This window comes from Massilia sp. UYP34, assembly GCF_056279385.1.
In genome coordinates this window covers 196,920-213,876 of record NZ_JBWBRF010000005.1, presented here as the reverse complement: position 1 = coordinate 213,876, position 16,957 = coordinate 196,920, and the positions used below count along the sequence as shown (strand labels likewise).

At 68.1% G+C, this 16,957-nt stretch carries 18 protein-coding genes; 6 read left to right on the top strand and 12 right to left on the bottom strand.

All coding sequences use genetic code 11. The features are described 5' to 3' along the window. Nucleotides 1-30 precede the first annotated feature (30 nt). The gene (locus ACZ9AQ_RS11475) at nucleotides 31-1,248 is read right to left on the bottom strand and encodes a YeeE/YedE family protein (RefSeq protein ID WP_429205414.1); all 1,218 of its coding nucleotides are present in this window, start codon (nucleotides 1,246-1,248) and stop codon (nucleotides 31-33) included. 98 nt (nucleotides 1,249-1,346) lie between these two features. Here ACZ9AQ_RS11475 and arfB point away from each other — a divergent pair, with 98 nt between their 5' ends. Then, nucleotides 1,347-1,742 carry an alternative ribosome rescue aminoacyl-tRNA hydrolase ArfB gene (arfB, locus tag ACZ9AQ_RS11470; RefSeq protein ID WP_429205416.1) on the top strand — a complete coding sequence of 132 codons (396 nt, stop codon included), beginning with the start codon at nucleotides 1,347-1,349 and terminating at the stop codon, nucleotides 1,740-1,742. 5 nt (nucleotides 1,743-1,747) lie between these two features. Here arfB and ACZ9AQ_RS11465 read toward each other — a convergent pair whose 3' ends face one another. From ACZ9AQ_RS11465 to ACZ9AQ_RS11445, 5 genes are all read right to left on the bottom strand, one after another. Further along, a complete protein-coding gene (locus ACZ9AQ_RS11465) occupies nucleotides 1,748-2,083 on the bottom strand; it encodes a hypothetical protein (protein ID WP_429205418.1) in 336 nt (111 codons plus the stop codon). 54 nt (nucleotides 2,084-2,137) lie between these two features. Beyond that, nucleotides 2,138-3,319, bottom strand: coding sequence for a tetratricopeptide repeat protein (locus tag ACZ9AQ_RS11460; protein WP_429205419.1), 1,182 nt, complete (start codon nucleotides 3,317-3,319; stop codon nucleotides 2,138-2,140). An 81-nt stretch (nucleotides 3,320-3,400) separates the two neighbouring features. Continuing rightward, on the bottom strand, nucleotides 3,401-4,513 hold the full coding sequence (locus ACZ9AQ_RS11455; RefSeq protein WP_429205421.1) for a YsnF/AvaK domain-containing protein: 1,113 nt from the start codon (nucleotides 4,511-4,513) through the stop codon (nucleotides 3,401-3,403). A 24-nt stretch (nucleotides 4,514-4,537) separates the two neighbouring features. Further along, nucleotides 4,538-4,960: a YsnF/AvaK domain-containing protein gene (locus tag ACZ9AQ_RS11450; RefSeq protein WP_429205423.1), complete on the bottom strand. Its 423-nt coding sequence runs from the start codon at nucleotides 4,958-4,960 to the stop codon at nucleotides 4,538-4,540. 177 nt (nucleotides 4,961-5,137) lie between these two features. Then, complete coding sequence (locus ACZ9AQ_RS11445; RefSeq protein WP_429205502.1) at nucleotides 5,138-6,388, bottom strand: TIGR03862 family flavoprotein; 1,251 nt, start codon at nucleotides 6,386-6,388, stop codon at nucleotides 5,138-5,140. A 168-nt stretch (nucleotides 6,389-6,556) separates the two neighbouring features. Here ACZ9AQ_RS11445 and ACZ9AQ_RS11440 point away from each other — a divergent pair, with 168 nt between their 5' ends. From ACZ9AQ_RS11440 to dctP, 5 genes are all read left to right on the top strand, one after another. Further along, nucleotides 6,557-6,955 carry a hypothetical protein gene (locus ACZ9AQ_RS11440; protein ID WP_429205425.1) on the top strand — a complete coding sequence of 133 codons (399 nt, stop codon included), beginning with the start codon at nucleotides 6,557-6,559 and terminating at the stop codon, nucleotides 6,953-6,955. After that, the gene (locus tag ACZ9AQ_RS11435; protein WP_429205426.1) at nucleotides 6,952-7,155 is read left to right on the top strand and encodes a helix-turn-helix transcriptional regulator; all 204 of its coding nucleotides are present in this window, start codon (nucleotides 6,952-6,954) and stop codon (nucleotides 7,153-7,155) included. Before ACZ9AQ_RS11440 ends, ACZ9AQ_RS11435 begins: the two co-directional genes overlap by 4 nt. Continuing rightward, nucleotides 7,152-8,129 (top strand): alpha/beta fold hydrolase, encoded by a 978-nt coding sequence (locus ACZ9AQ_RS11430; RefSeq protein ID WP_429205428.1) that lies wholly within the window; start codon nucleotides 7,152-7,154, stop codon nucleotides 8,127-8,129. The genes ACZ9AQ_RS11435 and ACZ9AQ_RS11430 overlap by 4 nt, the downstream gene beginning before the upstream one ends. 14 nt (nucleotides 8,130-8,143) lie before the next feature. Beyond that, a complete protein-coding gene (locus tag ACZ9AQ_RS11425; RefSeq protein ID WP_429205430.1) occupies nucleotides 8,144-8,374 on the top strand; it encodes a hypothetical protein in 231 nt (76 codons plus the stop codon). A 355-nt stretch (nucleotides 8,375-8,729) separates the two neighbouring features. Then, nucleotides 8,730-9,770 (top strand): TRAP transporter substrate-binding protein DctP, encoded by a 1,041-nt coding sequence (dctP, locus tag ACZ9AQ_RS11420; RefSeq protein WP_429205432.1) that lies wholly within the window; start codon nucleotides 8,730-8,732, stop codon nucleotides 9,768-9,770. 75 nt (nucleotides 9,771-9,845) lie between these two features. Here the strand turns inward: dctP and moaD are convergent, their stop codons facing one another. From moaD to ACZ9AQ_RS11390, 6 genes are all read right to left on the bottom strand, one after another. Beyond that, nucleotides 9,846-10,103, bottom strand: coding sequence for a molybdopterin converting factor subunit 1 (moaD, locus tag ACZ9AQ_RS11415; protein ID WP_429205434.1), 258 nt, complete (start codon nucleotides 10,101-10,103; stop codon nucleotides 9,846-9,848). Nucleotides 10,104-10,110: 7 nt separating this feature from the next. Then, the gene (locus tag ACZ9AQ_RS11410; RefSeq protein ID WP_429205436.1) at nucleotides 10,111-11,376 is read right to left on the bottom strand and encodes a molybdopterin molybdotransferase MoeA; all 1,266 of its coding nucleotides are present in this window, start codon (nucleotides 11,374-11,376) and stop codon (nucleotides 10,111-10,113) included. Continuing rightward, nucleotides 11,376-12,851, bottom strand: a complete 1,476-nt coding sequence (gene thrC, locus ACZ9AQ_RS11405) for a threonine synthase (RefSeq protein ID WP_429205437.1) — start codon at nucleotides 12,849-12,851, stop codon at nucleotides 11,376-11,378. Before thrC ends, ACZ9AQ_RS11410 begins: the two co-directional genes overlap by 1 nt. A 271-nt stretch (nucleotides 12,852-13,122) precedes the next feature. Then, complete coding sequence (locus ACZ9AQ_RS11400; RefSeq protein ID WP_429205439.1) at nucleotides 13,123-14,505, bottom strand: L-serine ammonia-lyase; 1,383 nt, start codon at nucleotides 14,503-14,505, stop codon at nucleotides 13,123-13,125. Nucleotides 14,506-14,594: 89 nt separating this feature from the next. Next, entirely contained in the window at nucleotides 14,595-15,557 is a 963-nt protein-coding gene (locus ACZ9AQ_RS11395) for an NAD-dependent epimerase/dehydratase family protein (protein ID WP_429205441.1), read from the bottom strand. 52 nt (nucleotides 15,558-15,609) lie between these two features. After that, the gene (locus ACZ9AQ_RS11390; protein WP_429205443.1) at nucleotides 15,610-16,812 is read right to left on the bottom strand and encodes a glycine C-acetyltransferase; all 1,203 of its coding nucleotides are present in this window, start codon (nucleotides 16,810-16,812) and stop codon (nucleotides 15,610-15,612) included. Nucleotides 16,813-16,957 lie beyond the last annotated feature (145 nt).

Here is a 16,957-nt window from a genome sequence, read left to right as displayed (position 1 = left end):
TCCCGGCCCACGCCCGGCGACCCATCTCCCTCAGCAACCGCCCAGCTTCACCCGCTCCACTTCCAGCCCGAACAACGGACGCAGGCGGGTGCCGACCACGTTGCCGGCGAACGCGACCACCAGCCACAGCCAGCCATGCAGGCTGCCCGACACGATGCCGCTGAAATAGGCGCCGATATTGCAGCCGTAGGCCAGGCGCGCGCCGTAGCCGAGCAGCAGGCCGCCGACCACCGCCGCGATCAGCGAGCGCAGCGGCAGGCCCCACACCGGCGCGTAGCGGCCGGCCAGTGCCGCCGCCAGCATCGCGCCGAGCACGATGCCGATGTCCATCACCGAGGTCACGTCGTTCGAGATCGGCGCGGCCAGTGCGGCGGCGTTGGCGGCGCTCGACCAGTAGGTCCAGCTGGCGACGTCGATGCCGGCCAAGGCTGCCGCCTTGGCGCCCCACAGCGCGAACGCCGAGGTCACGCCCCACGGCCGGCCCGACAGCGCCAGCGTGGCAAAGTTGAGCACGACCAGCGCCAGCGCGCCGGCCACCAGCGGCCACGGACCGCGCAGCCAGCGCGCGCCACCGCCCGGCTGCGCTTGCTCCGTGACCAGCCGGCCATGGCGGCGCTTCTCGACCACGACGGTGATGGCCGCGATCAGGGCGAACACGAGCAGGTTCAGCGCCAGCGCCGGGACCAGGCCCAGTTCCTTCACCGCCGACAGCGGCGGCAGCTGCGGCATCGCGGTCCAGAACGGCATGTGGGCGGTGCCGATCAGCGAGCCGACGATGAAGAACAACAGCGTGACGATCATGCGCGTGCTGCCGCCGCCGACCGTGTACAGCGTGCCGGAGGCGCAACCGCCGCCCAGCTGCATGCCGATGCCGAAGATGAAGGCGCCGACGATGACGGACGTGCCGGCCGGCTGCACCAGCCCGGTGACCGGGTTGCCGAACAGCGTGCCGCCGGCCAGCGCCGGGAAGAACAGCACGACGCCGACCGCCAGCATCAGCATTTGCGCGCGCAGGCCGGCGCCGCGGCCGTCGGCGATGAACACGCGCCAGGCCGAGGTGAAACCAAACGCCGCGTGGTACAGGGCCACGCCGAGCAGCGCGCCGACCACGTAGAGCGCGGCCTGGCGCGGGCCGACGACCTGCGTCAGGTACCAGGCGCCCAGCACGATGAGCACGAGTGCGACACCGAAAGGTCGCAGGTTGATGGCGGCGCCGCGTGGGCCGGACAATGATGCGGAATTGGTCATGAGTATCGAAAAGGATGTCGAAAAGGTCAGGCGGAACCCGCTATTGTCCGATATCTTCGCGTTCCGTGCAGGCCGCCACCCGGTTTACAATGGCGCCCATGGCCGTCATCAATCCTCTCGAAGTCGAATTCAGCGCCATCCGGGCCCAGGGCCCGGGCGGCCAGAACGTCAACAAGGTCTCGTGCGCCGTGCATGCGCGGTTCGACATTGGCGCCTCGTCGCTGCCGCAGCACGTGAAGGAACGCCTGCTGGCATTGAACGATGGGCGCATCACGCAGGAAGGCGTGCTGGTACTCAAGGCGCAGCAGTCGCGCAGCCTGGAACAGAACAAGGAAGACGCCCTGCGCCGCCTGCAGGAAATGGTCGACAAGGCCGCGGTCGTGCCGGTGCTGCGCCGGCCGACCCGGCCGACGCGCGGGTCGCAGCTGCGGCGCCTGGACGCCAAGGCGCGCAGCAGCCAGATCAAGTCCCTGCGGGGCAAGGTCAGCGACTAGTTTTTTTATGAGCGAGGCGGCAGCGCCGCGAACCAATCCGCATAAGGGGTATTCGCCGCCATCCGCCGGTTGAAGTCCGGCGCGCCATCGGTCCACCACACCGGTCCCCGCTCTCCCAGCGCGCGCTTGGCCGCGTCGACCGCCCCGCGCGCGCTGCGCTCGGCATCGCTGTCGCGCGCCTTGAGCGCCGCGCCGACGTCGCGGCGCGCCCGCATGAGCCGGTCCACCAGATGCTGGCGCTCTTCCGGCGCGAGGTTGGGATTGCTGGCGCGCCACAGGCGGCCCGAGACGACGAAATACCGCCCGTCCGGCGTGGTGGGATGCTTGTCGGAAGAAGGCATGGCCGCACTATACCCAAAGGCGGCCTGCGCAGCCGTTCGCTTCGTGCCGACCGGTCAAGGCCGCATGCCGTAGCGGTCGATGAACCGCTTGACGCCGTCCGGGTTGGCCGCCAGCCAGGCGTCCAGCGCCGGCCGGTACGACTGGCGGAACATCAGCAGCAGGATCGCCGGCTCCAGTTGCCCATCCTTCGCCAGCGCCTGCATCTGCAGCAAGGCGGGGTCCGTCACGCCTTCGGCGCCGCGCGCCATGGCCTCTTCCATCGCCTTGAGCGCGGTGCGCCACGCGCCCAGTTCGATCTCGTACGGCGACTTGTCGCCGGCATCCTCGGATTGGCGCTGGTTGGATTCGCTGAAGCCGAGCAGGAGCCGCATTGCGTAGTTCGGGGTGTCGGCCTGCCCGGCGGCCGACTCGTCCATATGGACCGTGAACTTGCCGTTCGCCTCCTGCGTCACGCGCACGCCGCGCCGGAACGCCAGCGCCTTGAGCGGCAGGCCGGCGGCGGCGCGCAACCTGGCCAGCTTGCCCCAGCTCGGACGCTGCGAAGGATCGGCGGCGATCGACGCATACAAGGCCGATTCGGCCGGCCCGCGCTGGCCCTGCGCCAGCAGCGCGTCGGACAGGAAGCGCCACGCCTGCGCGTTCTTCGGCTCGATCTCGGTGGCGCGCCGGAACAGCGCCTCGGCGCGCGGCCAGTCGCCCTGCACGAAGTGGCAGTCCGCGGCGCCCACCCAGGCGCTCGACGCCCTGGGGTCGGCCTGCATCGCCTCTTCATACTTGCGCAGGGCTTCCTTCGGTTTGCGCTGCGCGAACAGGGCCGAGCCTTCGGCCAGGAGCCTCGATGCGCGTGGATTCGGCGTATGCAGGGGCGACGCGCCGTCGTCGTCCAGCATGCGCAAGACCTCGTGCGCGATCGGATCGTCGGCGGCCAACGCGGTCGCGCGCTCGGCCAGCGCGCGCGCCGTCTGGCGCACCTGCGCCGCCTTGTCCTGCGGGGCCACGCTGGAGAGCTTGAGCATCAGGCCGGCCTGCAGCGACAGCGGCAGCGAGGCGTTCGGATCGGCTTGCTGCGCGGCCTGGTACTTGTCCAGCGCTTCCTGGTATTTGCCCTGCCCCTCGAGCACGTGGGCCTCGCGCACCAGGGTGTGGCAAGGTTCGCCGCACTGCATCGCGGCCATCGCGGCCGGATGAAAGAATGCCAGCAGCGCGGCAACTGTCAAACTGCGCAAGAGTGTCATGGGGTGGCCGGGCGACAAAAACCCATCTTACCGCGCCGCCCGGCCCCCATTGCTCACCGAATGTCACGCGCCGGCGCGATTTCAGGCGCCGTGTTTTCCCATCATGCGTTCCCAGCCGTGACGCACCGCCGACTTCATCTTTTCCCAGGTCGAGACGCCGCCGTGGCGCGCTTCCCAGTCGGTACGCAGCTCGGGTTCGATCTCGTCCCATTGGCGGCCCGTGTACCTGCCGCTGCCCGCGATCTGCGATCCATACAGATAGGCCGGCGCATAGTCGTCGTACACGCCGCCGCTCGCGCCATAGGTCAGCCTGAAGTGCTCGCGATAGTAGCTGTCGTCGTCGCGCATGCCGGCGCCGGCATCGAGCCGCTCGACGTCCACCTCGGTGTGGCGTACCGTGTCGTCGATCTGCTGCTGGCGTTCGCTGACCTGCTTGCCGATCGAGACTTCCTCGGTGATGCGGGCGGATTTCTCGACCACGGCTTCCTCGGCGCTTTCGCGCATCTCGATCGTCTGCTCCCGGAACGCCGCCGCGTCGCTCGGGCTGATCGGCAGGTCCACCTTGCGCCGCTGGACGTCGACGTGTTCCTCGCGCAGATCGATGGTTTCGTGCACCGGGGTCTCGACGACGCGCGAGAAGATGCGCATGCCGCCGCGCTGGACTTCGCGCTTGCCGACCCGCAGCTGCTCTTCGACCACCGGAATGGTGGCGCTGGCAGTGCTGGCGGACATGTCGCGCTGCATCGACGCGCCGCTGGCCGCGCCCTGCGACTGGCCGGCCGCCGACTGGCTCGATGGCGCCGCGCCCGGCGTCGCCCCCTGCCGCGATCCGGCGCCCGTGCGCAGCACGCCGGCCGTACCGGCGCCGTCCGAGTGCTCGTCGATATCGACCGGCCCGAAGGCCTCTACCACGTCGGCGGCGCGCTCGACGTCGGGCAGCGAGTCGGCGCTGAGCGTCACCACGTGCTGGCCGCGCGCAAGCGCGCCTTCGTAGCGGCTCGCGTGGTGCCTGTGCTCGTCGCCGAACAGGTCCTGGAAGAAGTGCTTGACGCTGCTGCCGATGCCTTCAGGGGTGGCGGCATGGGCCTCGGACAGCCGCACGCTCGTGCGGCTGAAGCCGGAAGACAGCAGCTGGTCGTACGCGCTTTGTGCGTCGGTGCGGTTGTCGAAAACCGCGACTAGCGTATGGTGCATGATGTGCCTCCTTGGGTGATGACTTCAGGCACCCGCATCGCCGGCCTCGTCGAAACGCTCGACCTCGACCCGCTCCGCCTTGAGCGGGACGGTGTCGAGGTGACGCTCCTCGTGCCGGACCCGGGTGATGTGCAGTTCTTCCATGATGCGAACCTTGCGCTCGACCACCAGCACTTCCTCGAGCACGGGAATGACCAGGGTATCGCCCTCGTAGCGCTGGCCGGGCGCATCGGCGGCGCCGACGATGCGGTCGACCGGCACGCGCTGCACGCGCAGCTCGTCGCGCAGCAGGCGCTCGTCGATGGTGACGGGATGTTCGGTGACGGACTTGTGGATGCGCACGCCGCGGCCGGTGTCGACCATGCGGGTGCCGACCGCAAGCCGTTCCTCGACGACAGGAATGCGCAAGGGCTCCTGTTCGCTCGGCTCGATAGGCGTGCTGGACATGTTCCGCTCCCGGGCAAGGCTGCGAGAAGAACGATCCAGCCTACGCCAATCCCCGATTGGCATGCGCACCGTTGACGTTCGATTCCAGCGTGCCACGGCCTGGAAACAAGCGCATGGCTGCCTGGCCCGGTTGAGGACGTCGTGATCGACATCCTCCCGGAAAAAGTCCGCAGGCCTTCAGGCGCGGGGATGCTCCAGCCACGCCAGCGCATCGCGTCCGGCGGCGCGACCGCTAGCGAAGCAAGCGGTGAGCAGGTAGCCACCGGTCGGCGCTTCCCAATCGACCATCTCGCCCGCCACGAACGTGCCCGGCAGCGCGGCCAGCATGCTGGTGCCCACGGCCAACGCCTCGAAGCGCACGCCGCCGGCGCTGCTGATCGCCTCGTCGATCGGGCGCGCACGCACCAGCTTGAGCGGCAGGCGCTTGATGCCCGCGGCCAGGCGCGCGGGGTCGGCGTACGCTTCGCGCGACAGGCATTCGTGCAGCAGTGCCGCCTTGACGCCCTTGATGCCGAGCCGGCTTTGCAGGTGGCTGGACATCGAGCGCGAGCCGCGCGGGCGCGTCACTTCGTCGAATACCCGTGCGGCGTCGTGGTCGGGCGCCAGGTCGAGCCAGAGAGTGGCGCCACCACTGCGCGCGATCTCGTCGCGCAGCTGCGCCGACAGCGCATACACCAGGCTGCCCTCGACGCCGCCCGCGGTGATGACGAACTGGCCCTTGCGCCAGGCGACTGCGCCATCCTGGCCCTGGCAACCGGCGGCCACCGTGAGCAGGGGCGCGCCGGCATGACGGCTGCTGAAAAATTCGCTCCAGCCGACGTCGAAACCGCAGTTGGCCGGCGCCAGCGGGGCCAGCGCCACCCCGCGTTCGGCCAGCAGCGGCTGCCAGGCGCCGTCCGAGCCGAGCCGCGCCCAGCTGGCGCCGCCCAGCGCCAGGATCGTGGCGTCGGCCGCGACCAGTCGCTCGCCGTCCGGCGTGGCCAGGCGCAGCCGGCCGTCCTGCCAGCCCAGCCAGCGATGGCGCATGTGAAAGCGCACCCCGGACTCACGCAGGCGGTGCAGCCAGGCGCGCAGCAGCGGCGCCGCCTTCATCTCGCGCGGGAACACCCGGCCCGAGGTGCCGACGAAGGTCTCGATGCCGAGGTCGTGGATCCAGGCGCGCACGGCGTCGGCGTCGAACCCGTCCAGCCAGCGCGCCACCTCGTCCTGCCGCGCGCCATAGCGCCGCACGAAATCGGGAGCGGGTTCGGAATGGGTGATGTTCATGCCGCCCTTGCCTGCCAGCAGGAACTTGCGGCCCACGCTGGCCATCGCATCGTAGACGTCGACCTGCACGCCGCCTTGCGCCAGCACCTCGGCCGCCATCAACCCGGCGGGGCCGCCGCCGATCACGGCGACACGCTTGGAAGAAAGGGAAGAGTCGATCATGACGGCGCGGGGTACGGAAACAGGGACCAGCATTGTAGTCGAGTTCGGGCAGCCGGAGAGGACGTCGAAGGGGATGTCGAAGATGTCAAACAGGATGTAAAGGGTGCTTGACATGGCGCTACTGCAGTCCTACGATGTCAAGCATCCTTTACTACACGGGGCCGGACGATGAACGCGGATACGCATGAAAAACGGGTCGGCAAGGCCTACCTGCGCGAACTGGGCATCGCCTTCGCGGTGTACGCGGCCCTGCTGGTCGCGTCGATCCTCTACGGCCGGCCGATGGCGCAAGGCGTGGCGCGCACCGTGATCCTGCTGTCGCCGATGCTGGGATTTTGCCTGATGCTGTGGGCCATCGCGCGCCACCTGAACCGGGTCGACGAATACCTGCGCCGCTACCTGCTCGAATCGTTCGCGCTGGCCGCCGCGCTCACCGCCGGGCTCACCTTCAGCTACGGCTTCCTCGAGACCGCCGGCTATCCGCGTCTGTCGATGTTCGCGGTCTGGATGGTGCTCGGGGCGACCACCGCCCTGGTCTGCACGGTGCGGGCGCTGCGCCGGCGATGAAGAACCGCATCCGTCTACTACGCGCCGAACACGGCTGGAGCCAGGCCGACCTCGCCGAGCGCCTGGATGTCTCGCGCCAGAGCATCAACGCGATCGAGACCGGGCGCTACGACCCCAGCCTGCCGCTCGCCTTCGCCATTTCTCGGTTGTTCGGCCTGCCGGTCGAAGCCATCTTTTCACCCGATCAGGAGACCGCATGAGAAAAGCATCCCTGCTGTTCGCACTGGCCGCACTGGCTGCCGGCGCTGCCACCATCGCCCAAGCTCAGGCCCAGGCCCAGGCGCCGGCATCCCGCCCGGCGCCAGCCGGCGCCAACCGGTTCGCCGCCACCATCGAACCGGCCGAGCGCTTCGAGTCGGGCAGCCTGCTGGTCGAGCGCCACGGCAGCCGCGGCCGGCCCGTGATCCTGGTCCCCGGCCTGGCCAGCGGCCCGTGGGTGTGGCAGGAAACGATCCGCCAGCTCAAGGACGAGTTCACGCTGTACGTGGTCACCCTGCCCGGCTTCGATGGTCGCCCGGCGCCGGCCGCAACGCCTGGCTGGGCGCCGTTCGACGGCGCGCGCGCCGCCCTGCGCGGCCTGATCGCCGAGCGCAAGCTCGACCAGCCGGTCATCGTCGGCCACAGCCTGGGCGGCACGCTGGCCTATGCCGTGGCCCAGGACCTCGGCAAGGGTGTCGGCGGCGTGGTGGCGCTGGACGGCCTGCCGGTCTTTCCGGGCACCGAGAACATGCCGCCGCAGCAGCGCCCGCAAGCCGCGATCAACGTGCGCCAGCGGATGGCGGCCAGCCGGCCGGACGCCTACGCCGCCGAGCAGCGCCAGTACATGCGCGGCCAAGGGGTGCTCGACATCGGCAAGGCCGACGACATCACGCCGCTGCTGCTGCGCAGCGACCGCGAGGCGGTCGGCGCCTACGTGGCCGACCTGCTGGCGCTCGACCTGCGCCCCGGCCTGTCGCGGATCAGCGCCCCGGTGCTGGTCGTGGCGCCGTTTTACCAGTACGATGCGGCTCAGGATGCGCTGACGGTGAACGACAAGGTCGAGCATTACCGGATGCTGGTCGAAGGGATTGCCTCGGTCGAGGTGGTGCCGATCGCGCCCTCGCGCCACTTCCTGATGATCGACCAGCCGCTGGCGCTGGCCGGCATCCTGCGCCGTTTTCTCGACCGCCGTTGAAAGGAATCCGTCTCATGCGTCCTGCATCCCGTCCCGCCGTCCGTCCCGTTTTTCATTGGATCGGCCAGTACCTGCTGGCCGCCGGCACCATGTTCCTGCTGCTGTGCGCGATCGACCTGATGCGCGGCGACAGCCTGGCCGAGACCTGGGGTCCGACCCTGTTGTGGTCGCTTGCCGCGGCCGCCATCTTCGTTGCCGCGCGCTGGCGCTCGGCCAGCCAGGCTGTTACCGACAAGTCGCGCTGACGCGCGCATTCTCCAGGATGGATCAAGGCCGGCTCCAGCGGCCGGCGCGATACTGCCGCGTTGGCGCCGGTGTGCTTTTAGGGCACCTCGAAAAACCTGCTGCGCGTTGCATTTTCGGTCTGCGATGCTCGCTGTACGCTCGTACAGCTGCGCTTCTCGACCGAAACTGCTGCCGCTCGCGACGGGTTTTCGAGGTGCCCTTTACCCACCCGCCTTTGTCATAGCTGCAATATTCCGCTTGACATGCTGTGCAGCAGGAATATTCTTGTACACGCCAAGGTGAACGATGGCGCCCGCTCGACGAGGTCAGCCACGATTCACCCGGCAGTCCGTTAAAACATCTTGGAGGATGTATATGTCGGTAATCAACCGGTCGCATGCGACCCGCAGGGCAATACTGGGCGCAATCGCGACCAGTCCGCTATGGATGCAGTCGGCCTGGGCCCAGTCAGGCAATCTCAGGATCTCGCACCAATTCCCCGGCGGCGGCATCGCCCAGGGCGATTTTCGCGACCGCCTGTGCCGCATGTTCGCGGCCGAGGTCGAAAAACGCACGCGCGGCGCCCTGAAGTTCTCGATCCACCCGGAGTCGAGCCTGATGCAGCCGAACGCCCAGTTCGGCGCGCTGCGCAGCGGCTCGCTCGACATGGCCCTGGTGCCGCTGTCGTACGCGGGCGGCGAGGCGCCGGAAGCGAATATCGGGCTGATGCCGGCGCTGGTCACGTCCTATGAACAGGGCTATGGCTGGAAGGACGCCCCGGTCGGGCGCGAGCTGGCGCGCATCCTGGGCGAACAGGGCCTGGTGATCGTCAGCTGGATCTGGCAGGCCGGCGGGGTCGCCTCGCGCGGCAATCCGATCGTCATGCCCGAGGACGTGCGCGGCCTGAAGGTGCGCGGCGGCTCGCGCGAGATGGACATGCTGCTGCAGGACGCCGGCGCGACCGTCGTCACCCTGCCGTCCAACGAGATCCAGGGCGCCATGCGCAGCGGCGCGCTCGACGCGGCCCTGACCTCGTCGACGTCTCTCATTTCCTTCCGCCTGCAGGAGACGGCGCGCTCGCTGACCACGGCGCGCGGCGGCTCGTACTGGTTCATGTTCGAGCCGCTCCTGATGTCGCGCACCGTGTTCGAGCGCATGCCCAAGGCGCAGCAGGACGCCATCCTCAAGGTCGGCGCCGACCTGGAGGGGTTTGCGCTGAAGATGGCGCGCAACGACGATGCGGCGGTGGTGTCGGTCTATCGCGGCGTCGGCGCGCGCGTGGTCGACCTCACGCCGGAAGCCCTGCGCGGCTGGCAGTCGGTGGCGCGCAACACGGCGTGGAAGGATTTCGCGGCGCGTAACAGCAATTGCGCGAAATTGATGGCGTTGGCGGAGCAGTCGATCGCGGCCTTGTGATTCATCGCCGCGATCCGGGCGTCGGTTGAACGCGTGGCGGCTACGCCACCGACGCGTTCGACCGGCTCATCCGGCTCAACCGCCGGTCACCGGCGGGAAAAACGCCACTTCGGCGCCGTCGACGAGCGGCGTATCGCCGCCGCACATGACCTGGTTGCACGCCATGCGCACCGCACGTTCCGGCGCCAGGGCCTCGGCCCACACGCCGCCGCGTGCCTGCAGCAGCGCGCGCACGCCGCCCACCGTCGCGACGTCCGGCGGCAGGTCCAATGGCTCCTGCGCGGTCCCCACCGCTTCGCGCAGCGCGGCGAAGTACTTCACATTGATCTTCATGTCTTTCCTAATGCTGTAGTTCGGCGAACGGGATGAAGCGCACCGGGTCGCCCGCGGCGATGCGGTTGCCCGCCGGGTTGTCGACCAGGCCGTCGCCCCACACCGTCGAGGTGAGCACCCCCGAGCTCTGGTTCGGGAACAGGTCCAGCCCCCCGGCCGCATTCAGGCGCGCGCGCAGGAATTCGTTGCGGCGGTCACCCTTCGGCAGGTCGAAGTCGGCGCGCACGGTATAGCCCTGCGGCTCGACCCGGCCCGTCACGCCCTGCAGACGCAGCAGGAAGGGACGCACGAACAGCAGGAAGGTGACGAAGCTCGACACCGGATTGCCGGGCAACCCCAGGAAGTGCGCAGCGCCGGCGTCAGCATCGGCGTCAACATCGCGGCGCACCTCGCCGAACGCCAGTGGTTTACCCGGCTTGACGGCGATCTGCCACATCGACAGGCGCCCTTGCGCTTGCACGGCGGGCTTGATGTGGTCTTCCTCGCCGACCGAGACGCCGCCCGAGGTGATGATCAGGTCGTGCTCGCGCGCCGCGGCACGCAAGGTGGCGCGGGTGGCCTCCAGCGAGTCGGGCACGATGCCGAAGTCCTCGACGTCGCAGCCGAGATTTTCCAGCAGGCCGCGCAGCGTAAACCGGTTCGAATTGTAGATGGCACCGGGCTTGAGCGCCTCGGGCGGCACGTCGCCCGGCATGGTCAGCTCGTCGCCGGTGAAGAACACGGCCACGCGCAGGCGCCGCCGCACCGGCAAGCTGGCCAGGCCAACGGACGCGGCCAGTCCCAGCTCCTGACTGCGCAGGCGGGCGCCCGCCGCCAGGATCACCGCGCCGGCGCCGATGTCCTCGCCCTTGCGCCGGATCCACTCGCCGGCGCGCGGCGCATGGTGGATGGTGACGCTGTCGCCGACCGCCTCGGCCTGCTCCTGCATCACGACCGCATCGGCGCCCGGGGGGATCAGGGCGCCGGTGAAGATGCGCGCCGCCGTGCCGGGTTCCAGTGCATGGCCCACGCTGCCGGCGGGGATGCGCTGGCTGACCTTCAGGGTGGCGGCCCCGCTCGCGCAATCCGCGGCGCGCACGGCGTAGCCGTCCATCTGCGTATTGTCGGCCGACGGCACGTCGATCGTCGCCAGCTGGTCCGCGGCCAGCACGCGGCCGTTGGCCTCGAGGGTCGGGACGGTCTCGACCTGCTCCACTGGCCGCGCCGCCGCCAGCAGCAGGTCGAGCGCTTCGCGCACCGACAGCATCGGGGCTTTCTGTACCGGTGCGCTCATCAAATCCCCGTGTGTTCGGCGATATAGGCCTTCATGCGGCCGACGTCGGCCGGCATGACCACGAAGCGCTGCGGCAGCGACTCGATGTCCTCGAAGCCGGCGGGACGCTCGGCGTCCTGGCCCAGCGCTTCCAGGATGGTCTCGTTGAACTTGGCCGCCAGCGCGGTTTCGAGCACGATCATCGGCACGCCCGGCCGCATGTGCTCGCGCGCCACCTTGATGCCGTCGGCGGTATGGGTGTCGATCGTGATGCCGTAGTCGTCGGCGACGTCGCGGATCGTGGCCACGCGATCGAGATGGGTCGAGCGGCCGGAGCCGAAGCCGAACTTCGCCACGTCCTTGAATTCGTCGCCATCGCTGCCCGGCGCGCCGGACAGGTCGAAGCCGCCATGGGTGTCGATCTTGCGGAACAGCGCATGCGTGCGCTCGGGGTCGCGCCCCACCAGTTCATACACGAAGCGCTCGAAGTTCGAGGCCTTCGAGATGTCCATCGACGGGCTGCTGGTGTGGAAGGTCTCGGAAGGCTTCCTCACCCGGTAGACGCCGGTACGGAAGAATTCGTCCAGCACGTCGTTCTCGTTGGTGGCGGCCACCAGCTTGTCGATCGGCAGGCCCATCATGCGGGCGATGTGGCCGGCGCAGATATTGCCGAAGTTCCCCGACGGGACCGTGAACGACACCTGCTGGTCGTTGCTGGTGGTGGCCGCCAGGTAGCCGCGGAAGTAATACACGACCTGGGCCACGACGCGCGCCCAGTTGATCGAATTGACGGTGCCGATCTTCTGGCGCACCTTGAATTCGAGGTCGTTCGAGACCGCCTTGACCAGGTCCTGGCAATCGTCGAACACGCCCTCGACGGCGATGTTGAAGATGTTCGGGTCCTGCAGGCTGAACATCTGGGCGGTCTGGAAGGCGCTCATCTTCTTGTGCGGCGACAGCATGAACACGCGCACGCCGCGTTTGCCGCGCATCGCGTACTCGGCGGCGCTGCCGGTGTCGCCCGAGGTGGCGCCGAAGATGTTCAGTTCGTCGTCGTTCTTGGCCAGCGCGTACTCGAACAGATTGCCCAGCAACTGCATCGCCATGTCCTTGAAGGCCAGGGTCGGGCCGTTCGACAGCGCCTGCAGCACCAGCTTGCCCCGCGCGCCGTCTTCCAGCACGCGCAGCGGGGTGATGTCCGCGCGCGATTCGTCGGCGCGGGCGTTGCGGTAGACCTCCGGCCTGTAGGTGCGCGCGGTCAGGGCCTTCAGGTCGGCGTCCGGGATGTCGGTGGCGAACTTGCGCAGGATTTCATAGGCCAGCTCGGCGTACGAGAGCTTGCGCCATGCATCGAGCTCGGCGCCGCTCACCTGCGGGTAGTCGGCCGGCAGATAGAGGCCGCCGTCCGGGGCCAGGCCGCCGAGCAGGATATCGGAGAATTGCTGGGGATTGCGTGCTGCGGACGCGCTCGTCGCGCGGGTGGACACATAATGCATACAGTTTGAAGATCCGGTTGGCTCACATTGAAACTTTATTATAGTGGGAGCGAGCGAAATTGTATGCTGTGCTGCAGAAAAGTTGTTTGGGTGAATAAAATTGGGTGGCTGGCGGGGTGGCGGCTTGGATTCCCGCCTGCGCGGGAATGACGTGCATCTGCCAACAATGAATCACCGGGCCCACCAACCTAAAAACCGTCATTCCTGCCACTGGCAAGAATGACTTCCCGCGCAGGCGGGAATCCAAGGCCGCTGAGCAGCCACTACCCTGTCAGCAAGCCGCGTGATTGACCGTCACCACATGGATCGCCAGGCCGCCGAGCGAGGTCTCCTTGTACTTGACCTGCATGTCGGCGCCGGTCTGGCGCATCGTCTCGATCGCGCTGTCCAGGCTCACGAAGTGGGTGCCGTCGCCCTTCAGCGCCAGCGAGGCGGCGGTGATCGCCTTGATCGCGCCCATGCCGTTGCGCTCGATGCACGGGATCTGCACCAGGCCGCCGATCGGGTCGCAGGTCATGCCCAGGTGGTGTTCGATGCCGATCTCGGCGGCGTTCTCGATCTGTTCGTTGCTGCCGCCGAGCGCCGCCACCAGGCCGGCCGCCGCCATCGCACAGGCCACGCCCACCTCGCCCTGGCAGCCGACTTCGGCGCCCGAGATCGAGGCGTTCTTCTTGCACAGCATGCCGATCGCGCTCGACGCCAGCAAAAAGTCGCGCACGCCGCGCTGCGGCTCGATCGGCCGGCAATCCTCGGCGTAGTAGCGCAGCACCGCCGGGATGATGCCGGCCGCGCCATTGGTCGGCGCGGTGACGACCCGGCCGCCGGCCGCGTTTTCTTCGTTCACCGCCATCGCGTACAGGCTCACCTGCTGCACCGCGTCATGCGGCAAGGCGTTCAGCGGTTGCTGCTGGGTTTGCTGCGCCTGTTTCCACAGGCCGGCGGCGCGGCGGCGCACGTCCAGGCCGCCCGGCAGGCGGCCCTCGGTCACCAAGCCATGGCAGATACACTCACGCATCACGCGCCAGATCTTGTCCAGGCCCGCGTCGAGTTGTGCGTCACTCATGCGCGTGCGCTCGTTGGCGCGCAGCATGTGCGGAATGCTCAGGCCATCGCGGCGGCCATGCGCGAGCAACTCGGCCATCGTGTCGAACGGGTACGGGACCGGGGGCGCATCGAGCGCGCGCGCCGGGCTCTCGCCGGCCGTGGTGATGAAGCCGCCGCCGACCGAATAATAGATGCGTTCGATGATGCTGCCGTCTTGCAGATGGAGCACGAAGCGCATGCCGTTCGGATGCTCCGGCAGGGTCGAGGCCTTGTGCCAGACCAGGTGGGTTTTCGCGCTGAACGGCACCGGCTTCTTGCCCAGCAGGGGCAGCACGCCGTCGAACTCCGCTTCGAGCAGCTTTTCCTCGACCGCGCCCGGGTCGACGTCCTGCGGGGTCTCGCCCATCAGGCCGAGGATCACGGCCTTGTCGGTCGCATGGCCGACGCCGGTCAGCGCCAGCGAGCCGTACAGGTGGGCTTCGACGCCGACCGCCTCGTCCAGCATCGCGCTCTCGAGCAGGAAGCGGCGCGCCGCCACCATCGGGCCCACGGTGTGGGAGCTCGAGGGGCCGATGCCGATCTTGAACAGGTCGAACACACTCATGTCCATGCTTGTCTCACTTTTCGGTTCTTATAATGATTGCGGCCTGGCGCGTCGAGGCGGCAGGCCGTCGGAAGTCCATCCTGGCGCGGCGATGCTTACGCCGCCACGCCCAGGCCGACGTCGATATTCTTCAGCATCGACTCCACCATCTCGTCGAGCCCGACGCGCGATGTCCAGCCCCAGTCGGCGCTGGCGCGGCTGTCGTCGAGGCTCTTCGGCCAGGAATCGGCGATCTGCTGGCGGCTGTCCGGCTTGTAGTCGATACGAAACTGCGGCAGCTTTTTTGCGATCGCGGCGGCCAGTTCGCGCGGGTTGAACGACACGCCCGCCACGTTGTACGACGAACGGATCGCCACCTGTTCGGCAGGGGCTTCCATCAGCTCGATGGTGGCGCGGATCGCGTCCGGCATGTAGATCATCGGCAGGGTCGTTTCCGGCCCCAGGAAGCATTCGTAGGTCTCGCCGCGCAGGGCCGCGTGGAAGATCGCGATGGCGTAGTCGGTGGTGCCGCCGCCCGGAGGCGATTTGTAGCTGATGATGCCCGGGTAGCGGATGCTGCGCACGTCGACGCCGTATTTGGCGTGATAGTACTCGCACAGGCGCTCGCCGGCCAGCTTGCTGATGCCATAGATCGTGGTCGGGTCCATGATCGTGAACTGCGGCGTGTTCTCGCCCGGGGTGGTCGGGCCGAAGGCCGCGATCGACGACGGCCAGAACACTTTCAGGGGCTTACCCGCCTCGCCGCGCTCGCGCGCGATCTCGAGGATGTTCAGCAGGCCGTCCATGTTCAGGGTCCAGGCCGTCAGGGGCGCCTTCTCGCCGGTCGCCGACAGCATGGCGGCCAGCTGGTAGACCTGGGTGATGCCCTCATCGGCCACCAGGCGCGCCAGGCTGTCCTTGTCCAGCACGTTGAGCACGGTGTAGCGCGCGGCGCCGTACAAGTTCTTGTCGCCGATGTCCGAGGCGATCACGTTCTGCGCGCCGTGCCTGTCGGCCAGCGCACTGACGAGTTCACTGCCGATCTGGCCGTTGGCGCCGATGATGAGGATGCGTTCCATGCTGTGTTCCTTGCTTCTCTGGGTAGTCGTTCTTGCTCTGCTCTTGCTCTGCTCAGTTGCCGATGATGCCCAGCTCCTTGCCGGCCTGCTCGAAGGCTTTCAGCACGGTGTCGAGCTGCTCGCGGGTGTGCGCCGCAGACAGTTGCACGCGCACGCGCGCCTGTCCCATCGGCACGACGGGATAGAAGAAGCCCGACAGCAGCACGCCCAGCTCGAACATGCGCGCCGCAAATTTCTGCGCGACCGGCGCCTCGAACAGCATCACCGGCACCACCGGGTGGGTGCCCGGCTTGATGGTGAAGCCGATGCGCTCGATCTCCTTGCGGAAGTAGGCGGTGTTCTCGTGCAGGCGGTCGCGCAGCTCGGTGGACGTCGAGATGCGCTCCAGCACCGCCAGCGAGGCGCCGGCGATCATCGGCGCCAGCGTGTTCGAGAACAGGTAGGGACGCGACTTCTGGCGCAGGGTCTCGATCACTTCCTTCTTGCCGGAGGTGAAACCGCCCATCGCGCCGCCCAGGGCCTTGCCCAGGGTGCCGGTGATGATGTCGATCTTGCCGACCACGCCGCAATGCTCGTGGGTGCCGCGGCCGGTCGCGCCCATGAAGCCGGAGGCATGCGATTCGTCGATCATGGTCAGGGCGCCATGCTTCTCGGCCAGCGCGACGATCTTGTCCAGCTGGGCGATGGTGCCGTCCATCGAGAACACGCCGTCGGTGACGATGATCTTGTGGCGCTTGCCGGCTGCGGTCGCGGCAATCAGCTGCTTTTCGAGGTCGGCCATGTCGTTGTTGGCATAGCGGTAGCGCGCGGCCTTGCACAGGCGCACGCCGTCGATGATCGAGGCGTGGTTGAGGGCGTCGGAGATGATGGCGTCGTTCTCGTCGAACAGCGGCTCGAACACGCCGCCATTGGCGTCGAAGGCGGCCGCGTACAGGATCGTGTCTTCGGTGCCGAGGAAGCGCGACAGCGCCTGTTCCAGCTCCTTGTGGACGGTCTGGGTGCCGCAGATGAAGCGCACCGAAGACAGGCCATAACCGTATTTGTCGAGGGCGGCGGCGGCGGCTTTCTGGGTCTCGAGGTCACCCGACAGGCCCAGGTAGTTATTCGCGCACATATTAATCAGGGTACGGCCATCCTGCGCCACCACTTCGGCGCCCTGGCGCGAGGCCAGCACGCGCTCGGGCTTGAACAGGCCCTCATCCTTCAAGGTCGCGAGTTTTTGCTGCAGGCTGCTGTAGAAGGCTTGATCGCTCATGGTGTTCCCCTGTTCTGGTGGCTTGGCATGACCGGCGGCTTGACCGGCGGCCGGCGGATGTTGTACCGTTGGTTCGTTCGATGTAGAGAACTGGTTCGCTATCTCGAACAGAAATTCGATATATCGAATATTACGCCCGGCCAAT

What these genes read in the sequence shown, in the direction of transcription:
- ACZ9AQ_RS11475 (WP_429205414.1), bottom strand. Translation starts at nt 1,248, where the DNA reads ATGACCAATTCCGCATCATTGTCCGGCCCACGCGGCGCCGCCATCAAC.
- arfB (WP_429205416.1), top strand. Translation starts at nt 1,347, where the DNA reads ATGGCCGTCATCAATCCTCTCGAAGTCGAATTCAGCGCCATCCGGGCC.
- ACZ9AQ_RS11465 (WP_429205418.1), bottom strand. Translation starts at nt 2,083, where the DNA reads ATGCCTTCTTCCGACAAGCATCCCACCACGCCGGACGGGCGGTATTTC.
- ACZ9AQ_RS11460 (WP_429205419.1), bottom strand. Translation starts at nt 3,319, where the DNA reads ATGACACTCTTGCGCAGTTTGACAGTTGCCGCGCTGCTGGCATTCTTT.
- ACZ9AQ_RS11455 (WP_429205421.1), bottom strand. Translation starts at nt 4,513, where the DNA reads ATGCACCATACGCTAGTCGCGGTTTTCGACAACCGCACCGACGCACAA.
- ACZ9AQ_RS11450 (WP_429205423.1), bottom strand. Translation starts at nt 4,960, where the DNA reads ATGTCCAGCACGCCTATCGAGCCGAGCGAACAGGAGCCCTTGCGCATT.
- ACZ9AQ_RS11445 (WP_429205502.1), bottom strand. Translation starts at nt 6,388, where the DNA reads ATGATCGACTCTTCCCTTTCTTCCAAGCGTGTCGCCGTGATCGGCGGC.
- ACZ9AQ_RS11440 (WP_429205425.1), top strand. Translation starts at nt 6,557, where the DNA reads ATGAACGCGGATACGCATGAAAAACGGGTCGGCAAGGCCTACCTGCGC.
- ACZ9AQ_RS11435 (WP_429205426.1), top strand. Translation starts at nt 6,952, where the DNA reads ATGAAGAACCGCATCCGTCTACTACGCGCCGAACACGGCTGGAGCCAG.
- ACZ9AQ_RS11430 (WP_429205428.1), top strand. Translation starts at nt 7,152, where the DNA reads ATGAGAAAAGCATCCCTGCTGTTCGCACTGGCCGCACTGGCTGCCGGC.
- ACZ9AQ_RS11425 (WP_429205430.1), top strand. Translation starts at nt 8,144, where the DNA reads ATGCGTCCTGCATCCCGTCCCGCCGTCCGTCCCGTTTTTCATTGGATC.
- dctP (WP_429205432.1), top strand. Translation starts at nt 8,730, where the DNA reads ATGTCGGTAATCAACCGGTCGCATGCGACCCGCAGGGCAATACTGGGC.
- moaD (WP_429205434.1), bottom strand. Translation starts at nt 10,103, where the DNA reads ATGAAGATCAATGTGAAGTACTTCGCCGCGCTGCGCGAAGCGGTGGGG.
- ACZ9AQ_RS11410 (WP_429205436.1), bottom strand. Translation starts at nt 11,376, where the DNA reads ATGAGCGCACCGGTACAGAAAGCCCCGATGCTGTCGGTGCGCGAAGCG.
- thrC (WP_429205437.1), bottom strand. Translation starts at nt 12,851, where the DNA reads ATGCATTATGTGTCCACCCGCGCGACGAGCGCGTCCGCAGCACGCAAT.
- ACZ9AQ_RS11400 (WP_429205439.1), bottom strand. Translation starts at nt 14,505, where the DNA reads ATGGACATGAGTGTGTTCGACCTGTTCAAGATCGGCATCGGCCCCTCG.
- ACZ9AQ_RS11395 (WP_429205441.1), bottom strand. Translation starts at nt 15,557, where the DNA reads ATGGAACGCATCCTCATCATCGGCGCCAACGGCCAGATCGGCAGTGAA.
- ACZ9AQ_RS11390 (WP_429205443.1), bottom strand. Translation starts at nt 16,812, where the DNA reads ATGAGCGATCAAGCCTTCTACAGCAGCCTGCAGCAAAAACTCGCGACC.